The 18,566-nt window shown below is 54.9% G+C and carries 13 protein-coding genes; 7 read left to right on the forward strand and 6 right to left on the reverse strand.

Features of this window, described 5'->3' with window-relative positions:
- Window positions 1–10: 10 nt before the first annotated feature.
- Window positions 11–904: an HDOD domain-containing protein gene (locus D9N13_RS00620; protein ID WP_290584656.1), complete on the forward strand. Its 894-nt coding sequence runs from the start codon at window positions 11–13 to the stop codon at window positions 902–904.
- Between the two features lie 110 nt (window positions 905–1,014).
- A complete protein-coding gene (locus D9N13_RS00625; RefSeq protein WP_290584658.1) occupies window positions 1,015–2,199 on the forward strand; it encodes a hypothetical protein in 1,185 nt (394 codons plus the stop codon).
- Window positions 2,200–2,245: 46 nt separating this feature from the next.
- Here the strand turns inward: D9N13_RS00625 and D9N13_RS00630 are convergent, their stop codons facing one another.
- From D9N13_RS00630 to D9N13_RS00645, 4 genes are all read right to left on the reverse strand, one after another.
- Entirely contained in the window at window positions 2,246–4,078 is a 1,833-nt protein-coding gene (locus D9N13_RS00630) for a cation:proton antiporter (RefSeq protein WP_411268112.1), read from the reverse strand.
- A 95-nt stretch (window positions 4,079–4,173) separates the two neighbouring features.
- The gene (locus tag D9N13_RS00635; RefSeq protein WP_290584662.1) at window positions 4,174–9,459 is read right to left on the reverse strand and encodes a DNA repair ATPase; all 5,286 of its coding nucleotides are present in this window, start codon (window positions 9,457–9,459) and stop codon (window positions 4,174–4,176) included.
- Window positions 9,460–9,488: 29 nt separating this feature from the next.
- Window positions 9,489–11,564 (reverse strand): flotillin family protein, encoded by a 2,076-nt coding sequence (locus D9N13_RS00640; protein ID WP_290584664.1) that lies wholly within the window; start codon window positions 11,562–11,564, stop codon window positions 9,489–9,491.
- 49 nt (window positions 11,565–11,613) lie between these two features.
- Window positions 11,614–12,270 (reverse strand): DUF1449 domain-containing protein, encoded by a 657-nt coding sequence (locus D9N13_RS00645; RefSeq protein WP_290584666.1) that lies wholly within the window; start codon window positions 12,268–12,270, stop codon window positions 11,614–11,616.
- A 204-nt stretch (window positions 12,271–12,474) separates the two neighbouring features.
- On the opposite strand from D9N13_RS00645, the gene D9N13_RS00650 reads away from it, so the two are divergent.
- The 3 genes from D9N13_RS00650 to D9N13_RS00660 all read left to right on the forward strand — a co-directional run bounded on the left by D9N13_RS00650 (window position 12,475) and on the right by D9N13_RS00660 (window position 14,004).
- Window positions 12,475–12,882 carry a YjfI family protein gene (locus D9N13_RS00650; RefSeq protein WP_290584668.1) on the forward strand — a complete coding sequence of 136 codons (408 nt, stop codon included), beginning with the start codon at window positions 12,475–12,477 and terminating at the stop codon, window positions 12,880–12,882.
- A gap of 23 nt (window positions 12,883–12,905) precedes the next feature.
- Window positions 12,906–13,598, forward strand: coding sequence for a PspA/IM30 family protein (locus D9N13_RS00655; protein ID WP_290584670.1), 693 nt, complete (start codon window positions 12,906–12,908; stop codon window positions 13,596–13,598).
- Window positions 13,599–13,668: 70 nt separating this feature from the next.
- Window positions 13,669–14,004 (forward strand): hypothetical protein, encoded by a 336-nt coding sequence (locus tag D9N13_RS00660; protein WP_290584672.1) that lies wholly within the window; start codon window positions 13,669–13,671, stop codon window positions 14,002–14,004.
- Window positions 14,005–14,015: 11 nt separating this feature from the next.
- Here the strand turns inward: D9N13_RS00660 and D9N13_RS00665 are convergent, their stop codons facing one another.
- Window positions 14,016–14,981, reverse strand: coding sequence for a magnesium transporter CorA family protein (locus tag D9N13_RS00665; RefSeq protein ID WP_290584674.1), 966 nt, complete (start codon window positions 14,979–14,981; stop codon window positions 14,016–14,018).
- Window positions 14,982–15,120: 139 nt separating this feature from the next.
- On the opposite strand from D9N13_RS00665, the gene D9N13_RS00670 reads away from it, so the two are divergent.
- Both D9N13_RS00670 and D9N13_RS00675 read left to right on the forward strand, forming a co-directional pair.
- The gene (locus D9N13_RS00670) at window positions 15,121–15,699 is read left to right on the forward strand and encodes a DUF1569 domain-containing protein (protein WP_290584676.1); all 579 of its coding nucleotides are present in this window, start codon (window positions 15,121–15,123) and stop codon (window positions 15,697–15,699) included.
- Between the two features lie 202 nt (window positions 15,700–15,901).
- Window positions 15,902–16,372: a peptidylprolyl isomerase gene (locus D9N13_RS00675; protein ID WP_290584678.1), complete on the forward strand. Its 471-nt coding sequence runs from the start codon at window positions 15,902–15,904 to the stop codon at window positions 16,370–16,372.
- Here the strand turns inward: D9N13_RS00675 and D9N13_RS00680 are convergent.
- Window positions 16,369–18,291, reverse strand: coding sequence for a sigma 54-interacting transcriptional regulator (locus D9N13_RS00680; protein ID WP_290584680.1), 1,923 nt, complete (start codon window positions 18,289–18,291; stop codon window positions 16,369–16,371). The two genes, D9N13_RS00675 and D9N13_RS00680, sit on opposite strands and share 4 nt — an antisense overlap.
- Window positions 18,292–18,566: the final 275 nt, after the last annotated feature.

Below are 18,566 nucleotides of genomic sequence, written 5' to 3' on the forward strand. Positions count from 1 at the left end.
TTATACCGAAATGACTGCTACACCCATACTGGACGATGAGCACATTGCCAAAATCCTGCGCGGAATCACCGTGCCCCCCCAACCCCAGGTAATCGTGGACATCCATATGGAACAGGCCATGCCCAACCCGGATATCAACCGCATCGGCAAATTGATCAGCCAGGACGTGGGCCTCTCCGGCGCCATCCTCAAAGTGGTGAACTCGGACCTGTTTGGTCAGAAAAACCACATGACCTCCATCGAACAGGCGGTTCAGATTCTGGGACTGCAAACCATCATTCGCCTGATGGAGGGGCTCTCCATCAAAAGTGAAATGGACGATGAAACCATTGTTGCCCTGAGCAGCTTCTGGGACAGCGCCATGGACATCGCCAGGGCGGCCACCACCCTGGCCCGGGCCATCGGCTATCAGGCCCTGGACCGGGCATACTGCGTGGGCTTGTTCCACAACTGCGGAGTACCGTTGCTGTACCGGGCCCACCCCAACTACAGTGAGATCCTGCAGGAATCCTACGCTTATCCCAGCCCCCGTGTGATCGATGTGGAAAACCAGCAACTGAACACCAACCATGCGGTGGTGGGTTACTACGTCGCCAAATCCTGGGGCTTACCGGCGGATCTCTGCGATGTCATCGCCGAACACCACAGTATGGAAAACATATTCCGCCATCGCGCCAACAGCTACGATCACGGCCGCAAAACCCTGCTCGCCATTCTGAAAATGGCGGAGCACATCTGTGGCCTGCATCAAACTCTGGGCAACTGTGCTACAGACCATGAATGGCAGGAAATCGGTGAAGACCTGCTTACCTATGTGGGGCTCAGTGACATGGATTTTGACGACCTCACCGCCCAGCTGGAGAATCAGGGGGTCAGCGGTGCCGGCTACTACGACCAGGGTTGATGGGCCGACCACTGATCCGGGGATACATATTCTGTTGCTTTAGCCTCTTCTAACCCATTCCCCGCTTCGGTAGACTCTGCCACCTGATTTACGTTGTCGCGGAGAATGGCATGTTTTGGGGATTACGCAGAATGAACACACCGCCGGTTGCCGCTGTGTTGGCACTGATGACACTGGTGGCCACCCTCACCCTCAGCAGCGCAGCAAAGGCGGCACTGATTGGTGCCAGCAGCGCGCCGAAACTGGCACGGGTACCCGTTGAAGAAGGGCGCACCCTGCAGATACGCTGGATCATTTCCACCACCTCCGCCCACAGTACCGGTGCCTTTTCAGCCCAGGGGGTATTAAAAGACGCCGCCACCAGCACAGTCCTGAAAACCCAGACCACCCCCTTCAACCAAACCGAGGGCGCAGGTCCGCTGCACTTTGAAGAGCCCCTCACCATCACCGCCGACGAAGCCAAAACATGGCTGGAGCTGGGCTATCGTACGCTGGAATACAACCGCCAGTTCAGCACCGGCAGCGAACGCCCCTCCACCGTCGATGCCCGGGTCAGCATCCGCTTGAGTGCCCAGGATTCCGCACTGGCCACGCCCCACATGAACGCTCCCCTGGCGGTGCACAACCAGGAGTTAAGCTTTAAACCCCAGCGTTTCCGCAGCCAGGTCAGTCAGGGATTGCCATTGCAGGCCCAACTGACGGTCACCTACTCCGGTCAGGGCCAGCTCAAGGGCAGTTGGCAGCTGGCCACGGTAAACCCGGACAGCGGGCAGCTGGTGTACCGGGAATTGGCCCAGGTGAGCAAGGATTTACAGCAGGGCATGAAAGACTGGCTGCTGAGCCCGCAACTGGAAACCAGCAAGCCCGGCCTGCATGTGTTACGGTTCTGTGCGCTGGAGACCCTGGACAAGTCAGAAACGGCGGGCAACCTGTGCCCCAACCCGCAATTGAGCACCACCCTGCAATACGAAGTGATCGAAAATCAGCAGAATACGCCACCCCCATCCACACCGGCCACCCTGTCAGCCGGCACCCAGCTGTCCTGGCCGGCCACCGCGGACACCATCATCTATGAACTGGTACTGCGCCAGGAGAACGGTAAAGAAAGCCTTACTTCGGGGGATTACGTGGGCCGGCTGTTGATTGCGGCACCCAACACCGCCACCGCATTGAGCCCGCAATTACTGGACGAGTTGAAACCCGGTGCCACCTATCAATGGCAGGTCAGTGCCCTGGATCACCATGGGGACCTCATTCGCCAGACCGCACCGGCACGCTTCATCTTCATGCCCTGAGGATATTGATGCCCTGAGGATCCACCAGCCAAGGTCACAGTATGCGTCACTGGGCCTTGGCGGCATCCTGCTTTTTCTCTTCTATCTTTTCCACCACCCGTTCCGCCTTCACCAGGGCCACTATCCTGCTGCCCGCGGGCACCTGGTCTGCGCTGGGCAGGCCGGACAGAATGCTCAAGCGTTTACGGGAATCCAGCAAAAACATGGGGATGGCTTTATTGCCGTACTTTTCCAGATAGTCTTCGAAGGTGAACTCTTCGCTGATGTTGGTGGTGCGCATTTCCGCGCCCTGAGCCACCAGGCTGGCCAATTTGCTGTAGGTGGCATCTTCAGAGAACAACACCACGCCCACCAGCTCTTCTGAAATTTTTTCCCGATCGCTCTTGCGCTGGCTGGCCTGGGAGGACAACGCATACACCCGCTTTTTACCGAATTCCCGGGTGTAACGCTGCACCGCCAGCAGGTTGAGATCGTCGTTCTGCGACAGGCCCAGCATGCGGCCGATGCCCACCAGATCCAGCTCCTTTTCCGCCAGCCGCGATACCGGATTGCCGTGAAAGACCTTTAAACCTTCCATGCGTGCCTGACGTACGTTGGTTCGGTAGCTGTCCGCCAGCATCACCTCAAACCCGTTCTTTTTCAGCTCTTTGGCGATGGTACGCGACACCGAATTGGCACCGATGAACAACAGGCCCTGGGGCGCCTGCTCCATCACCCCCAGCCAGCGGGCCAATGGCTTGGCAGTGAGGCTCTGGAACACCACGGTACCGATGATCACCACAAACGTCAGGGTTACCAGCAGATCCGCCCCCTCGAAACCCAGCTGCGACAGGCGCAGGGCAAACAGCGCCGATACCGCTGCGGCAATGATCCCCCGTGGCCCAATCCAGGAGATCATGGTTTTCTCCTGCCAGCTGAGGGATGCACCCACGGTGGCAGACACAATTTTTAACGGCCGCGCGATAAAATGGACAAAGGCCAGAATGGCCAGGGCCTGCCAGCTGAGGGTAACCAGATCCCCCAGATTGACCCGTGCCGCCAGGATAATAAACAAACCGGAAATCAACAAAATACTCAGGCTTTCCTTGAAATCCAGAATGCCTTCGGTTTGTACTCCCCGCATATTCGCCAGCCAGATGCCCATCACCGTCACCGCCAGCAACCCGGATTCGTGCTCAAGGGTGTCGGATACGGCAAACACCGCCAGCACGGAAATCAGCACAAACACGTTCTGTAAATAGGAGGGGACAACCTCGTTGCGTAACAACCAGCCGCACAGGTAGCCGGCGCCACAGCCCAGGGCTGCGCCGATGGCGAGGATTTTGAAAAAGAGCAGCATCACCGCCAGCCATTCATTGCCGCCGCTGGACTGGGCCACAATAAAATTGAACACCAGAACCGCCAGCAAGGCCCCCAGCGGGTCGATCAGGATGCTCTCCCAACGCAAAATATTGGTAATCCGCGCAGTGGGCCGTACCGAACGCAACATGGGAACAATGACGGTGGGCCCGGTGACGATCACCATGGAGCCGAACAGCAAGGCAAGATGCCAATCCAGATCCAGCAACCATCCGGTAAAGACCGAGATGCTGACCCAACTGGTGAGCACACCCACGGTGAGAATACGCCACACCACATTCTCCATACCCTGGATTTCCGTGAATTTCAGGGTGAGGCTGCCCTCAAACAGAATCACGGCAACCGCCATGGAGACCAACGGAAACAACATGTCGCCAAACAGCGCATCCGGATCAAGCCAATGCACACCGGGGCCGGCAATGATGCCGGTAATCAGCAGAAACAATATGGCCGGTAACCGCAGTCGCCATGCAATCCATTGACAGGCCAGCCCCAAAACACCGATCAGGGCAAAACTCATTACCAGGCTGGTTTCCACAGAATGACTCTCTTCTTCCAATGGCTACATCAAGCGTGAATGGACCACTCTACTGGAAAGCCTGGGGCTTAACCAGACTATTCACCAGACTGTCCAGAAGTGGTGCCAGTGCCTGCGCGGGTAGTGTGTTTCAAGCGCAGCAGGCTGGCTTCCAGCATGCGCAACTGCTCCGAGATAGCGGCCATCTTGTTGTGGGTTTTCAGATCCAGATCAATTTTGCCGTCCATCGCCTGCACCAGAGGGAAAATGCTGCCTTCCACCGTCGCGGTCAGCCCCTGTAATAACAGATCGATACCGGGAACCGGCTGGTTCACCACTTCCACGTGGGTTGTCATGTTATGCATGGCATCCGCAATGGCCTGCAGGGATTGCTGCAGCGCGCCTTCGGCGGCCGGCGCGGAACCCTTCTGTGCCAGCGCAGTAACCGCCTTATCAATCCCCTGCGCCATGGCGTTCAGTTGCGACACCACCCGCACACCCACGTCGGCTTCATCACCGCCAATCTGCTTGAGGCGGCAGAACTCCCCCTTGATGTCCTCCCACCGCTGCGCTTCCTCTGCGCTCAGGACACCGCGCAGGGATTTCAGTTTCAGCAGGTTGGCTTCGGTTCCGGAGGTCAACAGTTGCGACTCGCCCAGGTAATGATCATCCAGCAATGCCTCCAGCTCTTGTGCCGTCATCACCGGCGTGACCTTTTCCGCCAACTTGTTCATATTGCGATAACTGCCCTGCAACTTAAACGCAGGCTCGGTGCGGAAACGCTCATCCTGGGCAGCCGACTCGATATACTGCTGATTGACTTTCAGCACCACCTCCTGCACCCGGAACAGCTTTTTAAGGGTCTCGACAATTTCGCGGCTTTCCGCCGCCGAGTAGGGATGCCTGAATTGCGATTCATTGACGGCACGGCCACGGGCCATATCCACAAACAGGTAAAAGTCCGCCAGGTCACGGGTGGCCAGAGGCGCCAGTACCGGATTGGACGTCATGCTGTTTTCTATGTAACTGAGCGCAAACACCTCTTCGGTACCGCTCAACACATCGCCCAGGTTATAGATATCCGCCCGGTTGGCCAGCATGTCGGGAATTTTAAAAACTTCACCGCTTTCCGTGTACGGGTTGCCCGCCATCACCACGCAGAACTTTTTGCCCCGCATGTCATAAGTTTTGGTTTGACCGTTCCAGACCCCTTCAATGCGCCGGGTACCATCACACAACGAAATAAATTTCTGCAGAAACTCCGGATGCGTATGCTGGATATCATCCAGATACAACATCACGTTGTTTCCCATTTCCAACCCCAGATTGAGTTTTTCCAGCTCCTGCCGCGCGGTGGCATTGGGTGCCTGTTGCGGATCAAGGGAATCCACCTCGTGCCCCAGGGACGGACAGTTGATCTTCATAAAAATCAACCCCAGGCGATTGGCAACGTACTCCATCAGGGTGGTTTTCCCGTAACCCGGCGGCGAGATCATCATCAACAGCCCCATCAGGTCAGAGCGTTTCTTATCCCCCACCGTACCCATTTGCTTGGCAAGGTTGTCGCCAATGATCGGCAGATAACTTTGATTGATCAGTTTATTACGAACAAAAGACGACAGCGGCCGGGGCTTGAACTGATCCAGCCGCAGACCCTGCTTCTGCGCCTCCACCACCTGGTGACGCAATGCCAGATACCGGTTATACGCCGGCACCACCACACTGCGATGGTGCTCCAGCCGCAAGAGAAACTCATCCAGCCGTAACCAGAGCTCACCGTTGTGAATACGATAGTGCGAAGACAGCAAACCGGTCACTTTCAATGACAGATCCAATTCCCGCGGCTTCCACGACAACCCCGTGCCAATCAGAATACGCGCCACCGCTTCGGGCACATAGGGCCGCAGGCTCTGATCTTCCTGCTTTGCCAACCAGGCATCGAGCCAGCCTTCCACGTAACGCCAGGCTTTACCGGGTTCTGCTTGCAATGCATTCAGGTTCTCTTCAAATACGGATTGCGCGCCGGCATTAGCCAGCGCCCGCTGCAGGTTTTCCAGTAAATTCTGACTGGCACGGGTTACGGAAAACTCCCGTACCGGCCGCGCCAGCTCCAGGATCAGATAACGGGCACTGCGTTCCAGCAACTGATCACTATCCGCTACCGCCTGCTGTTGTAGAAACAGGTGCAGCTGCGCTTTCACATCCTGCAGCAGCTCTGCCAGGGCGCTGTCGCTGCCGAACAGGCCCGACATATGCAGAGCGGACTGAGCCCGCAGCGGCCAATGGCTCTGAATATCCTGCTCTTGCGTTGTTGCCCAGAACAACGCCGCCCAGGCCCGAGCCAGGGGATCGAATCGCAGCAGGTCCGCCAGCTCATACTGGGGCAGTACCCATTCCAGAATCAGGCCGGCATCGTGATCGTGAATACCCCGTTCATAGCCTTCTTTATAACGCGGCTCGGCATACTGACGCAGTAACTCCAGCAGCTGCTGACGATCATTGCGCGCCTGCATCAGGGTTGCTATCTCCAACCCCTCCTGATGACGTTCGGCAGCGATCAGCACACTGTAAGCCAGATACTCCGCGCGGCTGACCTGATCCGATTCCGAGGCCATGGCCATGGACCAATAAGACCGCGTGTTCAGCAACTCTGCGTTGTGGCAGGGCTCATAAAAATCGGTACCCGACAAATGAAAATGCAGTTCATCACCCCGGGGCAACAGCGTCAGGTCCAGCTCCTGGGTATTGACGCTGAAGCGGTGTCGCGGCCCCAACTTGATGACCTTACCATCGTCTTCATAAATATCGGATTTATCCCGCAGGGATCGCACCGCCTGATCTTTTACCCCTTTCAGCTGGGCATCCACATCATCGGCCTTCACCGCATCATCCAAATCCCGTAACTGCTGTGATAGTTGTTTCAACTTGTTCAACAGGGGATCTGAACTGAAGAAGGTATTGAGCTCGTCTTCGGCCTTGAATTTCTGACTGCGTTTGCGCACACCGTCGATGATGCGTTGCGCGGCATCAAACAGGGTTTGGGCCTTACGCTGGCGTTCATCCAGCAAACTTTGCTTGTGCGCTTCAAAGGATTCAAAAATCTCTTCGCGCTTCTCCAGTATGTCTGCCAGAAAGGCATCGTACTCGCCGAACTGGCTTTCCAGCTCCTGCAATTGATTCATCAGTTTCGCCAGCTGTTCATCACAACGATCCGGCGATGTGGCCATGCTGAGGCCGCTGGTCATGCTCTGCGACAGCAATTTGAACTGGGCCGAGAACTGGGCCAATGCTTCGTTATAACCCAGGCTTTTCATTTTGTTGCGGGCCCGAGCCCGGCCCTGGTTCAGATGGGCAAACAGATTGGAAATACGCTCAATGATGGCCGTACGGGTGGTGGCTTCGGCACCGGTAATCGCGCTGACTGTTTCGGTCAGGGCATCCAAACCCTGGCCGAGGGTTTCCAGCTTCTCCAGCAGGGGGCTCAATTCAGATTTGATGTCAGTTTCCTGAATCTGTTTCTCCAGACGGGCCAGGTCATCGTAGAACGGTTGCAGGGATTCTTCATCGGCCAGGAACCCGATGGTGCAGTCAGCGATATACGCCTGCTTTTGCTCCAGTTGCGAATCCAGCTCAGCAATGCGCGGCTGATTGATGTAACGATAATCCTGAATGGTCAGCAAATGGCCCCGCAGCTTGCGGATATCCAGCATGGCGGTCATATACGGCTGGGGCACGGTCCAGCCATCGGGCTGCAATCGCTTGATCAGGGCAGCCACCGAATCTTCTGCCTGTTGCAATGCCTGCTGGGAGCTTTTGCGAATACTCTGAACTTTCTCGTATTCATCCAGCACCAGTTCACTGGACTCGATGATGGCCTTCAGTACATCGTGTACTTCGCTCAGGCTGGCGTCTGACAACCAGTAATACTGATCAAACAAGCGGGTACTGAATTTACACAACTCATGGTAATGGGTAGACGCCGCATCGGGGCTGCGGATCAACTGCACCACACTGAACAGATCCGAAATGCCGCGCACCAGATCTGCATTACCCACGCGACCGAAAAAACTCTGGGATTGCTGTGCCTGGCTGGCGTGCACATCACTGAAGAAAGGCGATTGCCAGATCTGCATGGGATGCACGCGAGTGGGCTCTTCATCGGCCGAGAACACCACCATGCGTCCATCTTCGAACAATCCGTAACCGTGCCCATACACCGGATTGCGCAAGGCCTTTTCAATCATGTTGTAGGGGTACAGCGCCACCACCCCCTGCTCCGGCTGATAATGCACATACAGCACATCCTCACCATTGGGTGAGCGAATGGTGCGGCGAAACCGCAAACCCGTATGTGTTTCCGCAAAGGTTTTGTAGTCACCGGTTTGCAAATAGTAACCACCGGGGAACACAATACCGTGATCTTCCGGCAGCTGCTGGCAGCTATCCCCAATGGCATCGATACGCACCACAGATTCATTGAGGCGGTTAAACACCAGATGCCGCCACAGCTCTTCCTGATAGGGCTTGATACGCAACAGGATCAGCTGGCCGATTTCAGCAAAATAAAAATCCGCATCATCCAGCGATTGGTTGGGATCCTCCACTGGCTCGGTATAAATACCCTTGCCGCTGCGGGTGTTGTTTTCCACCTTGATGGTGAGATCACCCTTGATGGTGTCCACGAAAATGGTATCGAGAATATTCACGTGGGGATGGCGGCCATCCACGATGGCTTCACGCTGCACTTCACGCCATTCAAAATCCCACGCCGGTGGCAGTTCGATCTCGCGCTCACCGCGATTATCCAGGTACTCAATCTGTTTGCCATCGGCAGACACGGACCAGCGGAACACCCGAATATCGGTTAGCCGCTCGCCGATTTGAAAGGCGGCAAGCAAACGGCCTTCCTTGACCCGCAACTGGGTTAGAAACGTGTTCTTGTAATAGGTGTACAGCTCGTTAAAGTCAGAGACAAAGCGCGCGTCACCCAGGAAGGTGTCGTGCGCGGGCACCGGTTCCATATCCAGCGCTTCATCCCCCTGCACCAGACGATACAGGGAGAACACATCCGCCACCGAGGTAGTTTGCTTCAAGCCGATAAACACGTTGTAGCCAAACAGCAGATGATCGCCTACCCGCACAATATCCCGCGCAATGCAGTTATTGTCGGTACGCACCCGGGTACGGCCGATAATGTTCAATTCCGTAGAACCAAACTCTTCCAGGCGCTGTTGATTGAGCTGGTTGGACAGCGCCTCAAGTTGATTACCCTGATCCGCCAAGCGTTTTCGGATGACTTCGTAAGCGGTGCCCTGGGCAACCGCTGACTCTACCTGTCCTTGTGAAGCTTGCTCCACAGCTGATGTCTGGCTTACGTCTGTCACTTAACGTTCCTCTTGAAAAACCCGGTTGATTACGCTTCTTTGGAAGGCTCGGCCTCCACCGGCTTTTCATCCGCACCCAGGTTCATCAGTTTATTCAACGCCTGCTGGATCATCGGGCTTTTGCCGGACACCGCATTGATGGCGTTGCCCACTGACAGGGCCTTGGCAAAGCTGTTGAAGTAGTCACCTTCGCCGCCCACAATCTCGATCTTGGCTTTCTGCAAGGCCGCCGACAGCACCTCAGCCTGTTCTTTGGCGATATCCTTGTTGGCTTCAATGGTGGCCATAACTTCCTGGAAGGCCAGGTCCAGACGCATGCGCAACTCTTCAAACTCGCGGGCTTCCGGACTCATATCATTCATGGCGTTAAACTTGTCGGTCAGGCCTTCAGCTTCGGCATTGGCTTTCTGACGGATCACCTCTGCTGCTGCCAGCCCCTTCTCTCTGTCGGCGGCGGCAGCTGCTTTACCGATGGCCTCTTCACCGGCTGCCTGGGCCGTGAGCTTGCCTTCCAACACTTCCACTTCGGTCATACCCAGTGCTTTCTCACCGCGGGCTTTGGCCGCCAGTTTTTCTTCCAGCACATGAGCGTCCGCCAGACCCTGTTTCTCATTGGCGGCAGCCTGTTCCTCAATAATCCGTGCCCGTGCAATACCCTGAGCCTGGTCGGCGTTGGCTTTGGCCACACCTTCTTTTTCCAGCGCTGCGGCTTTGGCTTCCTGAACCCGAGCCTGTGCCAGCCCCATGGCCGCTTCTTCCGCCTGCGTGCCTTCGGCGCGTTTGATCTGCGCTTCTGCCTGTTTGGCGGCGGCCTCCAGTTCTGCCTGCGCAATCACATTGATCTCTTTGGCGCGGTGGTTGGCCATCAGCTCTTCGGCTTCGGCTTTCTTCACATGGGTAACCAGGTCTTCCTGGGCGTTGGCTTCCGCATCCAGTACCTTCACCTGCTTCAGACGCTCGGCTTCAGAGATTGTACGAACATCCTTGATGCGTTCTTCTTCCTCTGCCACTTTCTTCTCAACGGCAATGCGCTCGCTGATGGTGTTGGCGATGATCTTACGTTCTTCTTCCAGCGCTTTTTCTTTTTCGATGGTTTGCAGTTCCACCTCGCGCTCACGATTCACTATTTCCAGCTGCCGGGCTTTTTCAACCTTCTCATGCTCAATTGCCACCGCACGTTCGCGGTTCTTACCGGCAATCTCCACTTGCCGCTGCTTGTTCTCCTCGGCTATGGCAATGGATTCTTCGGCGGTAATACGGGCTGATTCTGATTTCTGACGTTCCTCTTCCCGCACCTTCTGGGTTTCGGCCTCTTCCCGCGCCCGAATGCTTTCCACTTCCCGCTTTTGCTTGGCTTCGGCATCGGATTGCTGACGCTCAAGCTCCAACATGGCTTCCCTGGTCGTCACGTTCTTGCGTTTGATCTCCAGCTCTTCATCCCGCTCCAGGCGGTTGGTTTCCACATTCTGGGTGGCGGTCACTTCCGTAATGCGGCGGATACCTTCCGCATCCAGAATATTGTATGGGTCCAGTGCCGACTTGGGGGTTTGCTCCAGGTAGTCGATGGCCACGTCTTCCAGCACGTAGCCGTTCAGGTCTTCGCCAATGACTTCGATGATGCGATCACGGAACTGAATACGGTTCTCAAACAGCTCCAGAAAATCCATTTTCTTGCCCACGGTTTTCAGTGCTTCCGAGAACTTGGCGTTAAACAATTCATTAACCGCTTCCTTGTTGGAAGCCCGTTCCACACCCACCGCTTTGGCCACTTTCAAAACATCCTGCGCGGTTTCATTTACCCGCAGATAGAATGCAACGTTGATGTCCGCCCGCAGATTATCGCGACAAATCAAACCATCCTTGCCGCGCCGATCAATCTCCAGGGTGATGACCGAGATTTTCATGATCTCTTTTTTGTGGATCACCGGCAGCACCATGGCACCGGTAAAATAAACCTTGGGGGTGGCGGACATGTCGTTCACAATCAGCGCCTTGCCCTGATCCACCTTGATGTAGAAAGCCTTAAACAGGGACAGGATGCCCACCAGCAAAAGCAGAATGAAGCCCACCACCGTCAGGACAGGCATGATGATTGAAAAGTCCATAGCGTCCGTACCTCTAATTAAATTGAAATATAAATCGGGTTTTGTCTGACTAATCGTTGTTATTGAATTCAGCTTCCGGTACCACCCAGTAACTGTTGTCATCGGGGCGGTATTCAATCAGCACCACTGGGTCACCGCGCTGCAGGTTTTTTTCCGCCTCGCCTCGAATGCGCAGTATCAGACTGGCGCCATCAAGGTCGGCAATGGCTTCACCGAAACGCTCATCCACCCGCGTAGAACGCACCTTGCAGCTACGTCCCAGCAGTACCTTATCCGGTGGTGGTGTGTAGACTTTCCGGAACAGGGGCTTCAGGGGTTTGATCAGTTGCGCGGTAACGGGAATAGCCACCGCAATCGCCGCCGGGATCAGGGCACTGCCCACCAGGTAACTCATCAGCGAGCCGTGCTCCCAGAAAAACAGCAGATGCACAGCAAAGTAGCTGAGCAACCAGGCCAGTAATGCCAACAGGGTCATCACCACGGTTACGGGTACGCCGGTCAGGCCCAGCGTCACCAACAGCCCGGCCAGCCCTGTCATGCCTTCCAGATCCACGTCCACATCAGCGTCCACATCCATGTCCAGATCCAGCACGTCGATATCCACCATTCCCAAAATGGCAAACAGCCAGTAAACCGCTAAAACCAGCAAGATAACGGTAAAGAAAACAGTGGGATAGCTAAATATATTAGCAAAAAAGGCTTCCATGAAACTCCCCAACAGCAGACATAATATGTCAAATTAGACTCAACGACATATTATGTCAAGATGCGTATTGTTATAATCCTGCCCTAAAGAGACGCAAAGATAGCAAGGATTTATCCGGTTAGACAGATTTGCTTGACATGTTATGTCAGCCAGGTCTAACCTTAACCCTATCGACATAATATGTCAAAAAGGAGACAGCGAGCGATGACCCAAATCCAGGAACTCACTATTCAACTGGGGCAGGTGAATTATGAAGGGCACACCTTTAATTGTTTGCCCATTCTCGGCCAGCAGGAGGTGCTGCAGGTAATCGTATCGGAACTGGATGCCATGCCTATTTTCGTCACCATTACCGATACTCAGATCCTGTGCATCACCTATTTGTGTAAACAGGCAGAAGTGCAGCCGGACCGCACTGCCGAACTGAACAAAAACATGCTGGAACTGAACGTGGCCATGCCGTTGAGCTCTTTTGCTATTGTGGAAGACTATTATGTGGTGTTCGGCGCCATGGCCACCAGCAGCAGCTTTGACGATGTCTGCAAAGAACTGATTACCCTGGCCTCCAACGCTTACGACGCACTGGAAGCCATTGAAGAATACCTGGTTTAACGAACTGACAGCGGAGAACAACCATGAGCGGCGTATTAAATAAAATCTGGACAGCCCTGCGCGGCGGCGTACGGGAGATGGGTGATGCCATCGTCGATTCCAACGGCATTCGCATTTTTGAACAGGAAATCATTGATGCCAAAGACAGCATTCAACAGGCGAAAACCAATCTGACCGAAGTCATGGCGCGCAAGATGCAAGCCGAGCGCAAGGTAAGCAAACTGGTGGAAGAGATCCGCAACCACGAAGGTTATGCCGGCAAAGCATTGGACAATAATGACGAAGCCCTGGCGTTGGAAGTGGCCGGCAAGATTGCCACCATGGAAGCGGAAAAAGGCGAGCAGGATGCGATCGTTCGGCGCCTGACCGGCCAGGTGGAACAATTGAAGGCCCATATTCGTAAGGCAGAGAAACTCATTGCCGATCATGAGCGGGAACTGTCCATTGTGCGCACCACCGAGAGCGTACAGAAAGCCACGGAGCAAGTGGTGGAAAACGTGGCGGCAAACAACTCCACGCTGAATACGGCACGCCAATCCCTGGAACGCATCAAGGCCCATCAGGAAATGCGGCAGGATCAGTTGCAAGCCGGTGAGCTTCTGGATAAGGAATTATCCGGAGGCGACCTGGACAGCAAACTGGAAGAGGCCGGAATCAAGGGCGAAACGGCCACTGCCACGGATATTCTGGCGCGGATCAAAGCCAGCAAACAGTGATGACATGGCAGGCACAAACAACGCGATACCGATTGGGTTCGGTATCGCGTTTTGTGCATAGGTGGAAAAAATGAATGAACGTTGGCAGAAAGAAAAACAAGCTATTAAAGCCGTGCAGGTGGCCTTTGATGTGTCGGCCGAAGCTCAGCGCGTTATCAAACAGGCCGCGTTGGACAACAATCTGAATCCACCGGATCAAATTCGCAAGATACTGGGCTTACCCTACAACAAAAAGCCGGTCAGGCCCCGCCTCACCGTATCCCTGAAGAGTGAAGATTTTGAAATTCTGGCACAAAAATACGGCCTTAATGCCAGTGATCAGAACGCCATACGGGAACGGGTGGCCGAAGAACTGCTGCGCTACGCCGGTAAGGGCCGGTCCGATGAGGCCGGCACAACCACCTAACCGCACGCCCATCAAAGCCAGCGTTTGCGCCGGAAAAAAATCAGCAGAGAGATCGCCACCGTCGCCATCACACTCAACAGAACAAAATAGCCATTCTGGGAATGCAGCTCCGGCATATTCTCAAAATTCATACCGTAGATACCCGACAATAAGCCCAGCGGCACAAAGATCGCGGTGATCACCGTCAATGCCTGCATGGTTTTATTCAACTGATGAGAGGTCAAAGAAATATAGCCTTCAATAAGATCCCCACATTGCTCGTAAAATAACGTTCCCAGACTATCCAAACGCTCACATTTGTCATAGACATCCTGCATGGAGTGATAAATTGAGGATTCATTCATATCCAGCACGGCGGTGGATTCCCGCATGATTTCTGCAAACACCTTTTCATGGTAGCGGAATACACGATTCAGTTTACGCAACCGGGAACGGTACAACACAAAGCGCTGCATCAACTGGTCGGTGGGTGCTTCCAGCATTTCATCTTCCATTTGGCTGATGGCATCTTCAAGTTCCAGCATGCGTTTGATGTATTCACTCAACGACTGGTTCACGATACGGGTGAACAGGATCGCCGGAGTCGGCAGGTAACGCTGCAGATCCGTCGCCGAACCCCACAGTTTTTCCACGCCGTAGGACGTGCCGTTGCGACGGGTGATCAGTGCGTTGCTGCTGATGAAAAAACTGACCTGCACATGGGCAATACTGATGTCTTCGTCGAAACGCTCAAAACCACGATAGATAACAAAGGTGTTATTACCAAAATCCTCAAACTTGGGTGGATGGCGATGGCGCTGGGCATCCTGTACCGCCAGGGGATGGCACTCCAACTGGTCCAGCAAGGCCTGCTCCGCCAGTTCTTCCTCGCCCTCAATATCAACCCAGATGGCCCCCCCTTGCTGCCGCCATATCTCGATCTGCTCCTTGCCGCCGGTTTGCAGTTGGTCACCTTTCAGGTATTGAGTCCGAATCATTGGTTACGCCTTTTAGATCTATTAATCCGTCCCATCCCTATGGACGGGCGATTTTTGTTCTGTGTCACCTTTATAATCCATCGTTAGAGCTGTCACAACTGTTCTTACCCAATTTGACCACGCATGTAGAGAGTGAGATATGAACAATAAAAACAATGAGTTAGGAGATCAGCACGCGCCTACCAAAATGAGCCGGAAAAGTTTTTTGCGCCTTTCCGTTGGGGTGGCCGCCGCCGCGGGCCTGGGTTCACTGACCGGTTGCAGCAATAATGGCCGCGCCCTGCGCTTCGACAGCCTGAACGACGCCCTGATCGAGCTGGCCCTGATCGAAAACAATCTGGACACGTTGGAAATGCAACAGGAGTGGACACTGTACAAAGTGCTCAATCACCTGGCAAAAACCTGTGAAGGCGCCATGTTCGGTTTCCCGGAAACCGATCCACCCGCCGTACAGGCTGTGCAATACATCGGCTTCCAGGCCTTTAAGGCGCAAGGGTACATGAGCCATGATCTTACTGCACCGGTGCCCGGCCCGGAGATTGCTGACGACGGCCCGCTGCCGGAAGCCTTTACCCGGATTCGTAACGCCATTTCTGATTTCCAGAACTTCACCGGTGAAACTTTCCCTCATTTTGCCTACGGCAATCTGACTTATGCGGAGTGGGAGCTGGCCAACGCCTTCCATATGGCGGACCATTTCTCCAGCCTGACATACTGAATTCCAGCGGCGTAGAAAGCCGCACGGAACACAGATGGAAACAGATACAAGCCAAATGCAGTGCTAAATAAATGCGGTGCATCCAAGGGGCGAGCAATCGCTCCTTTTTTTTAGGTTTATTGGATTTTTAGTTCTGCATTTATCAGCCGCTTTTGTGTTACGGTTTAACCTCCATAAGACCATCCATGCCCACGCACCCTGTATGACAATCGAAACCATTGCAAACGACAAGCTGGTCTCTCTGCACATTACCATCCGCAACCTGGATGGCGAGATTCTGGAAACCACGGCAGGGGTTCTTCCCATGCTGTATATTCATGGCCGGCAACAGATACCGGCGGGCTTTGAGCAGGCGCTGGCGGGCAAGAAGGTTGGCGATCAAGTGCAGGCACGGATAGAGCCGCAATTTGGTTACGGTGTACGGGACGAAACGCTGCTGCAAACCCTGCCACGCCAACTGCTGGATGCGGATCAGGATCTGGCGCCGGGCATGCAGATCACAGCAGAAACCGAAGACGGCCCGGTGCCGGTACGCATCGTGGCCCTGGATGACACCACCATCACAGTGGATGGCAATCATGCCTATGCCGGACAGACATTGCTGTTCAGCGCGGAGATACGCAACGTGCGTGACGCCACCGCGCAAGAGCTGGCGGAAGGCCCCCACCTTTAGCGTGACAGTGTTGCACGCTGAGGTTTGTAGGCGTGAGTGTCGATGCGCCAACGCTGGATACGGGAATACAACGTGGTGGGCTTTACCCCCAGTAAACGGGCCGCGCCATCCCTGCCGGCTACCTTGCCCCCACATTGTTTGAGCGCACTGATCAGGTTGGCACGCTCGTTGGCGCGCCGCTCATCCTCTGTCTGCACCAAAAAAGCAGACTCCGCCCGATGATCCTGCGCCTGCTCATCGGACTGCAGTAACGATTGATTCAATTCAGGAATATCGATTCGCAGCTTGCCGGTACCGGATACAATCACCGCCCGCTCGATCATGTTTTCCAGTTCACGAATATTGCCGGGCCAATTATAGGTCTGTAATTTGCGCACGTCCGCCAACGACATGGGCAGCACGGGTTTATTGAACTTGCGACAGACCTTCTCGATGAAATGGGTCGCCAACAGCGGAATATCCTCACTGCGCTGGCGCAGGGGCGCGGACTCAATGGGGAACACATTCAGGCGGAAATACAGATCCTCACGAAACTGGTGCGCGCTGACATCGGCCTTCAGATCCCGGTTGGTGGCGGCGATCACCCGCACATCCACACCCCGGGTCTGGGTATCACCCACGCGCTCGAATTGTTTTTCCTGCAACACCCGCAGCAGCTTGCCCTGTAACTCCAGCGGAATCTCGCCCACCTCATCCAGAAACAGGGTGCCGCCATCGGCCAGCTCGAAACGGCCGATGCGGTCACTGGTGGCCCCGGTAAAGGCCCCTTTCACATGACCAAAGAATTCACTCTCAAACAAATCCCGGGGAATGGCCGCGCAATTGACCCGAATCAAGGGCCGGTTGCGGCGATCACTGGCTTCATGAATGGCACGGGCCAACAGCTCCTTGCCGGTACCGGATTCACCGGTAATCAGCACATTGGCGTCGGTGGGTGCCACCAGTTCAATCTGGGCAATGGTGTTGCGGATGGCATCGCTGCGGCCAACTATTTCCCGGTAATTATGTTCCGATCGGATCTCCTCCTGCAGGTAGGCGTTTTCCAGCTCCAGACGCCGCTTCAGGCTTTCCACTTCCGACAGGGCGGCCCGCAAGCGCCGATCCGCCTCCCGCCGCTCACTGACATCACGGAAAATCACCACGGCGCCCACCACCCGGCCCTGGTCTTCGATGGGCGTACTGGTGTACTCCACGGGAAACGATGAACCATCCTTGCGCCAAAAGACTTCATCCCCCACCTGATGCACGATGCCATCGTGAAACGCAGCGTAAATCGGGCAACCCTGCATCTGATAGCAGGAACCATCCTCATGACTGTGGTGAATGCATTCATGGGCATTACGCCCCACCAGTTCGGCTGCCGCGTATCCCAGCATTTTTTCCCCGGCGGGATTCACAAAGGTGGTAACGCCTTCGGTATTTACACCATAGATGCCCTCCCCCGCGGCATTCAGGATCAGTTGGTTCTCCCGTTCGAACTCGGAAAACACTTCCTCAATGCGCTTCCATTCCATCAAACCACCACGGTGGTAACGGGTGGCATCCGCATCAAGCCGCAGCTTGTGGCAGTAATGGGTATCGAACAGCGTAAACAGCAACAGCACCCGGCCCTGATCTTCAAACACAGAGCCATACACCTCCACCGACCGGGTAGTGTCGTCGGCACAGATCAGGCTCAGCTCGTTGGTGTAGCTGTTCTTTTTTTCTATGCAGGCCTGACTGAACGCCACCAGGCTGGGAAACTGATTGGCGAACAAAATGGACACCGGCAGCGACAGAATCTGATCCTGGGTGAAACCACACAGATCCGACAAGGTGGCATTGCATTCCAGCACCTGATCGGCCACGGGATCAATGCACATCACCGCCATATCGCTGGCATCCAGGCCCCGAAACAATAACTCTGCTTGTGCGTTCATACCCCTTACCGTTGCAATTTGCTGATAGCAAACAGCGCAATCAAGCCCCGTGCCATTTACGAAGTTTCGTAAAAATAAATTACGCATAAGCATAAATTACGCATTTGCGTAACCGATTCAGGACACCCGAGCAATAACCTAACCCTCTGATTTATCTGCAGTTGGCTACAGCTGAAACAGGTTGGCACAGACCATGCCTTATCACTGCTAACTTGAGGCCCGACACCAACAGGGTCTGCGAGCGATCCATTTTCTGTTCCGCCGTGGTGCAGACC

This window comes from Ketobacter sp. GenoA1 (assembly GCF_003671475.1).
Taxonomy (GTDB): Bacteria; Pseudomonadota; Gammaproteobacteria; order Pseudomonadales; family Ketobacteraceae; genus Ketobacter.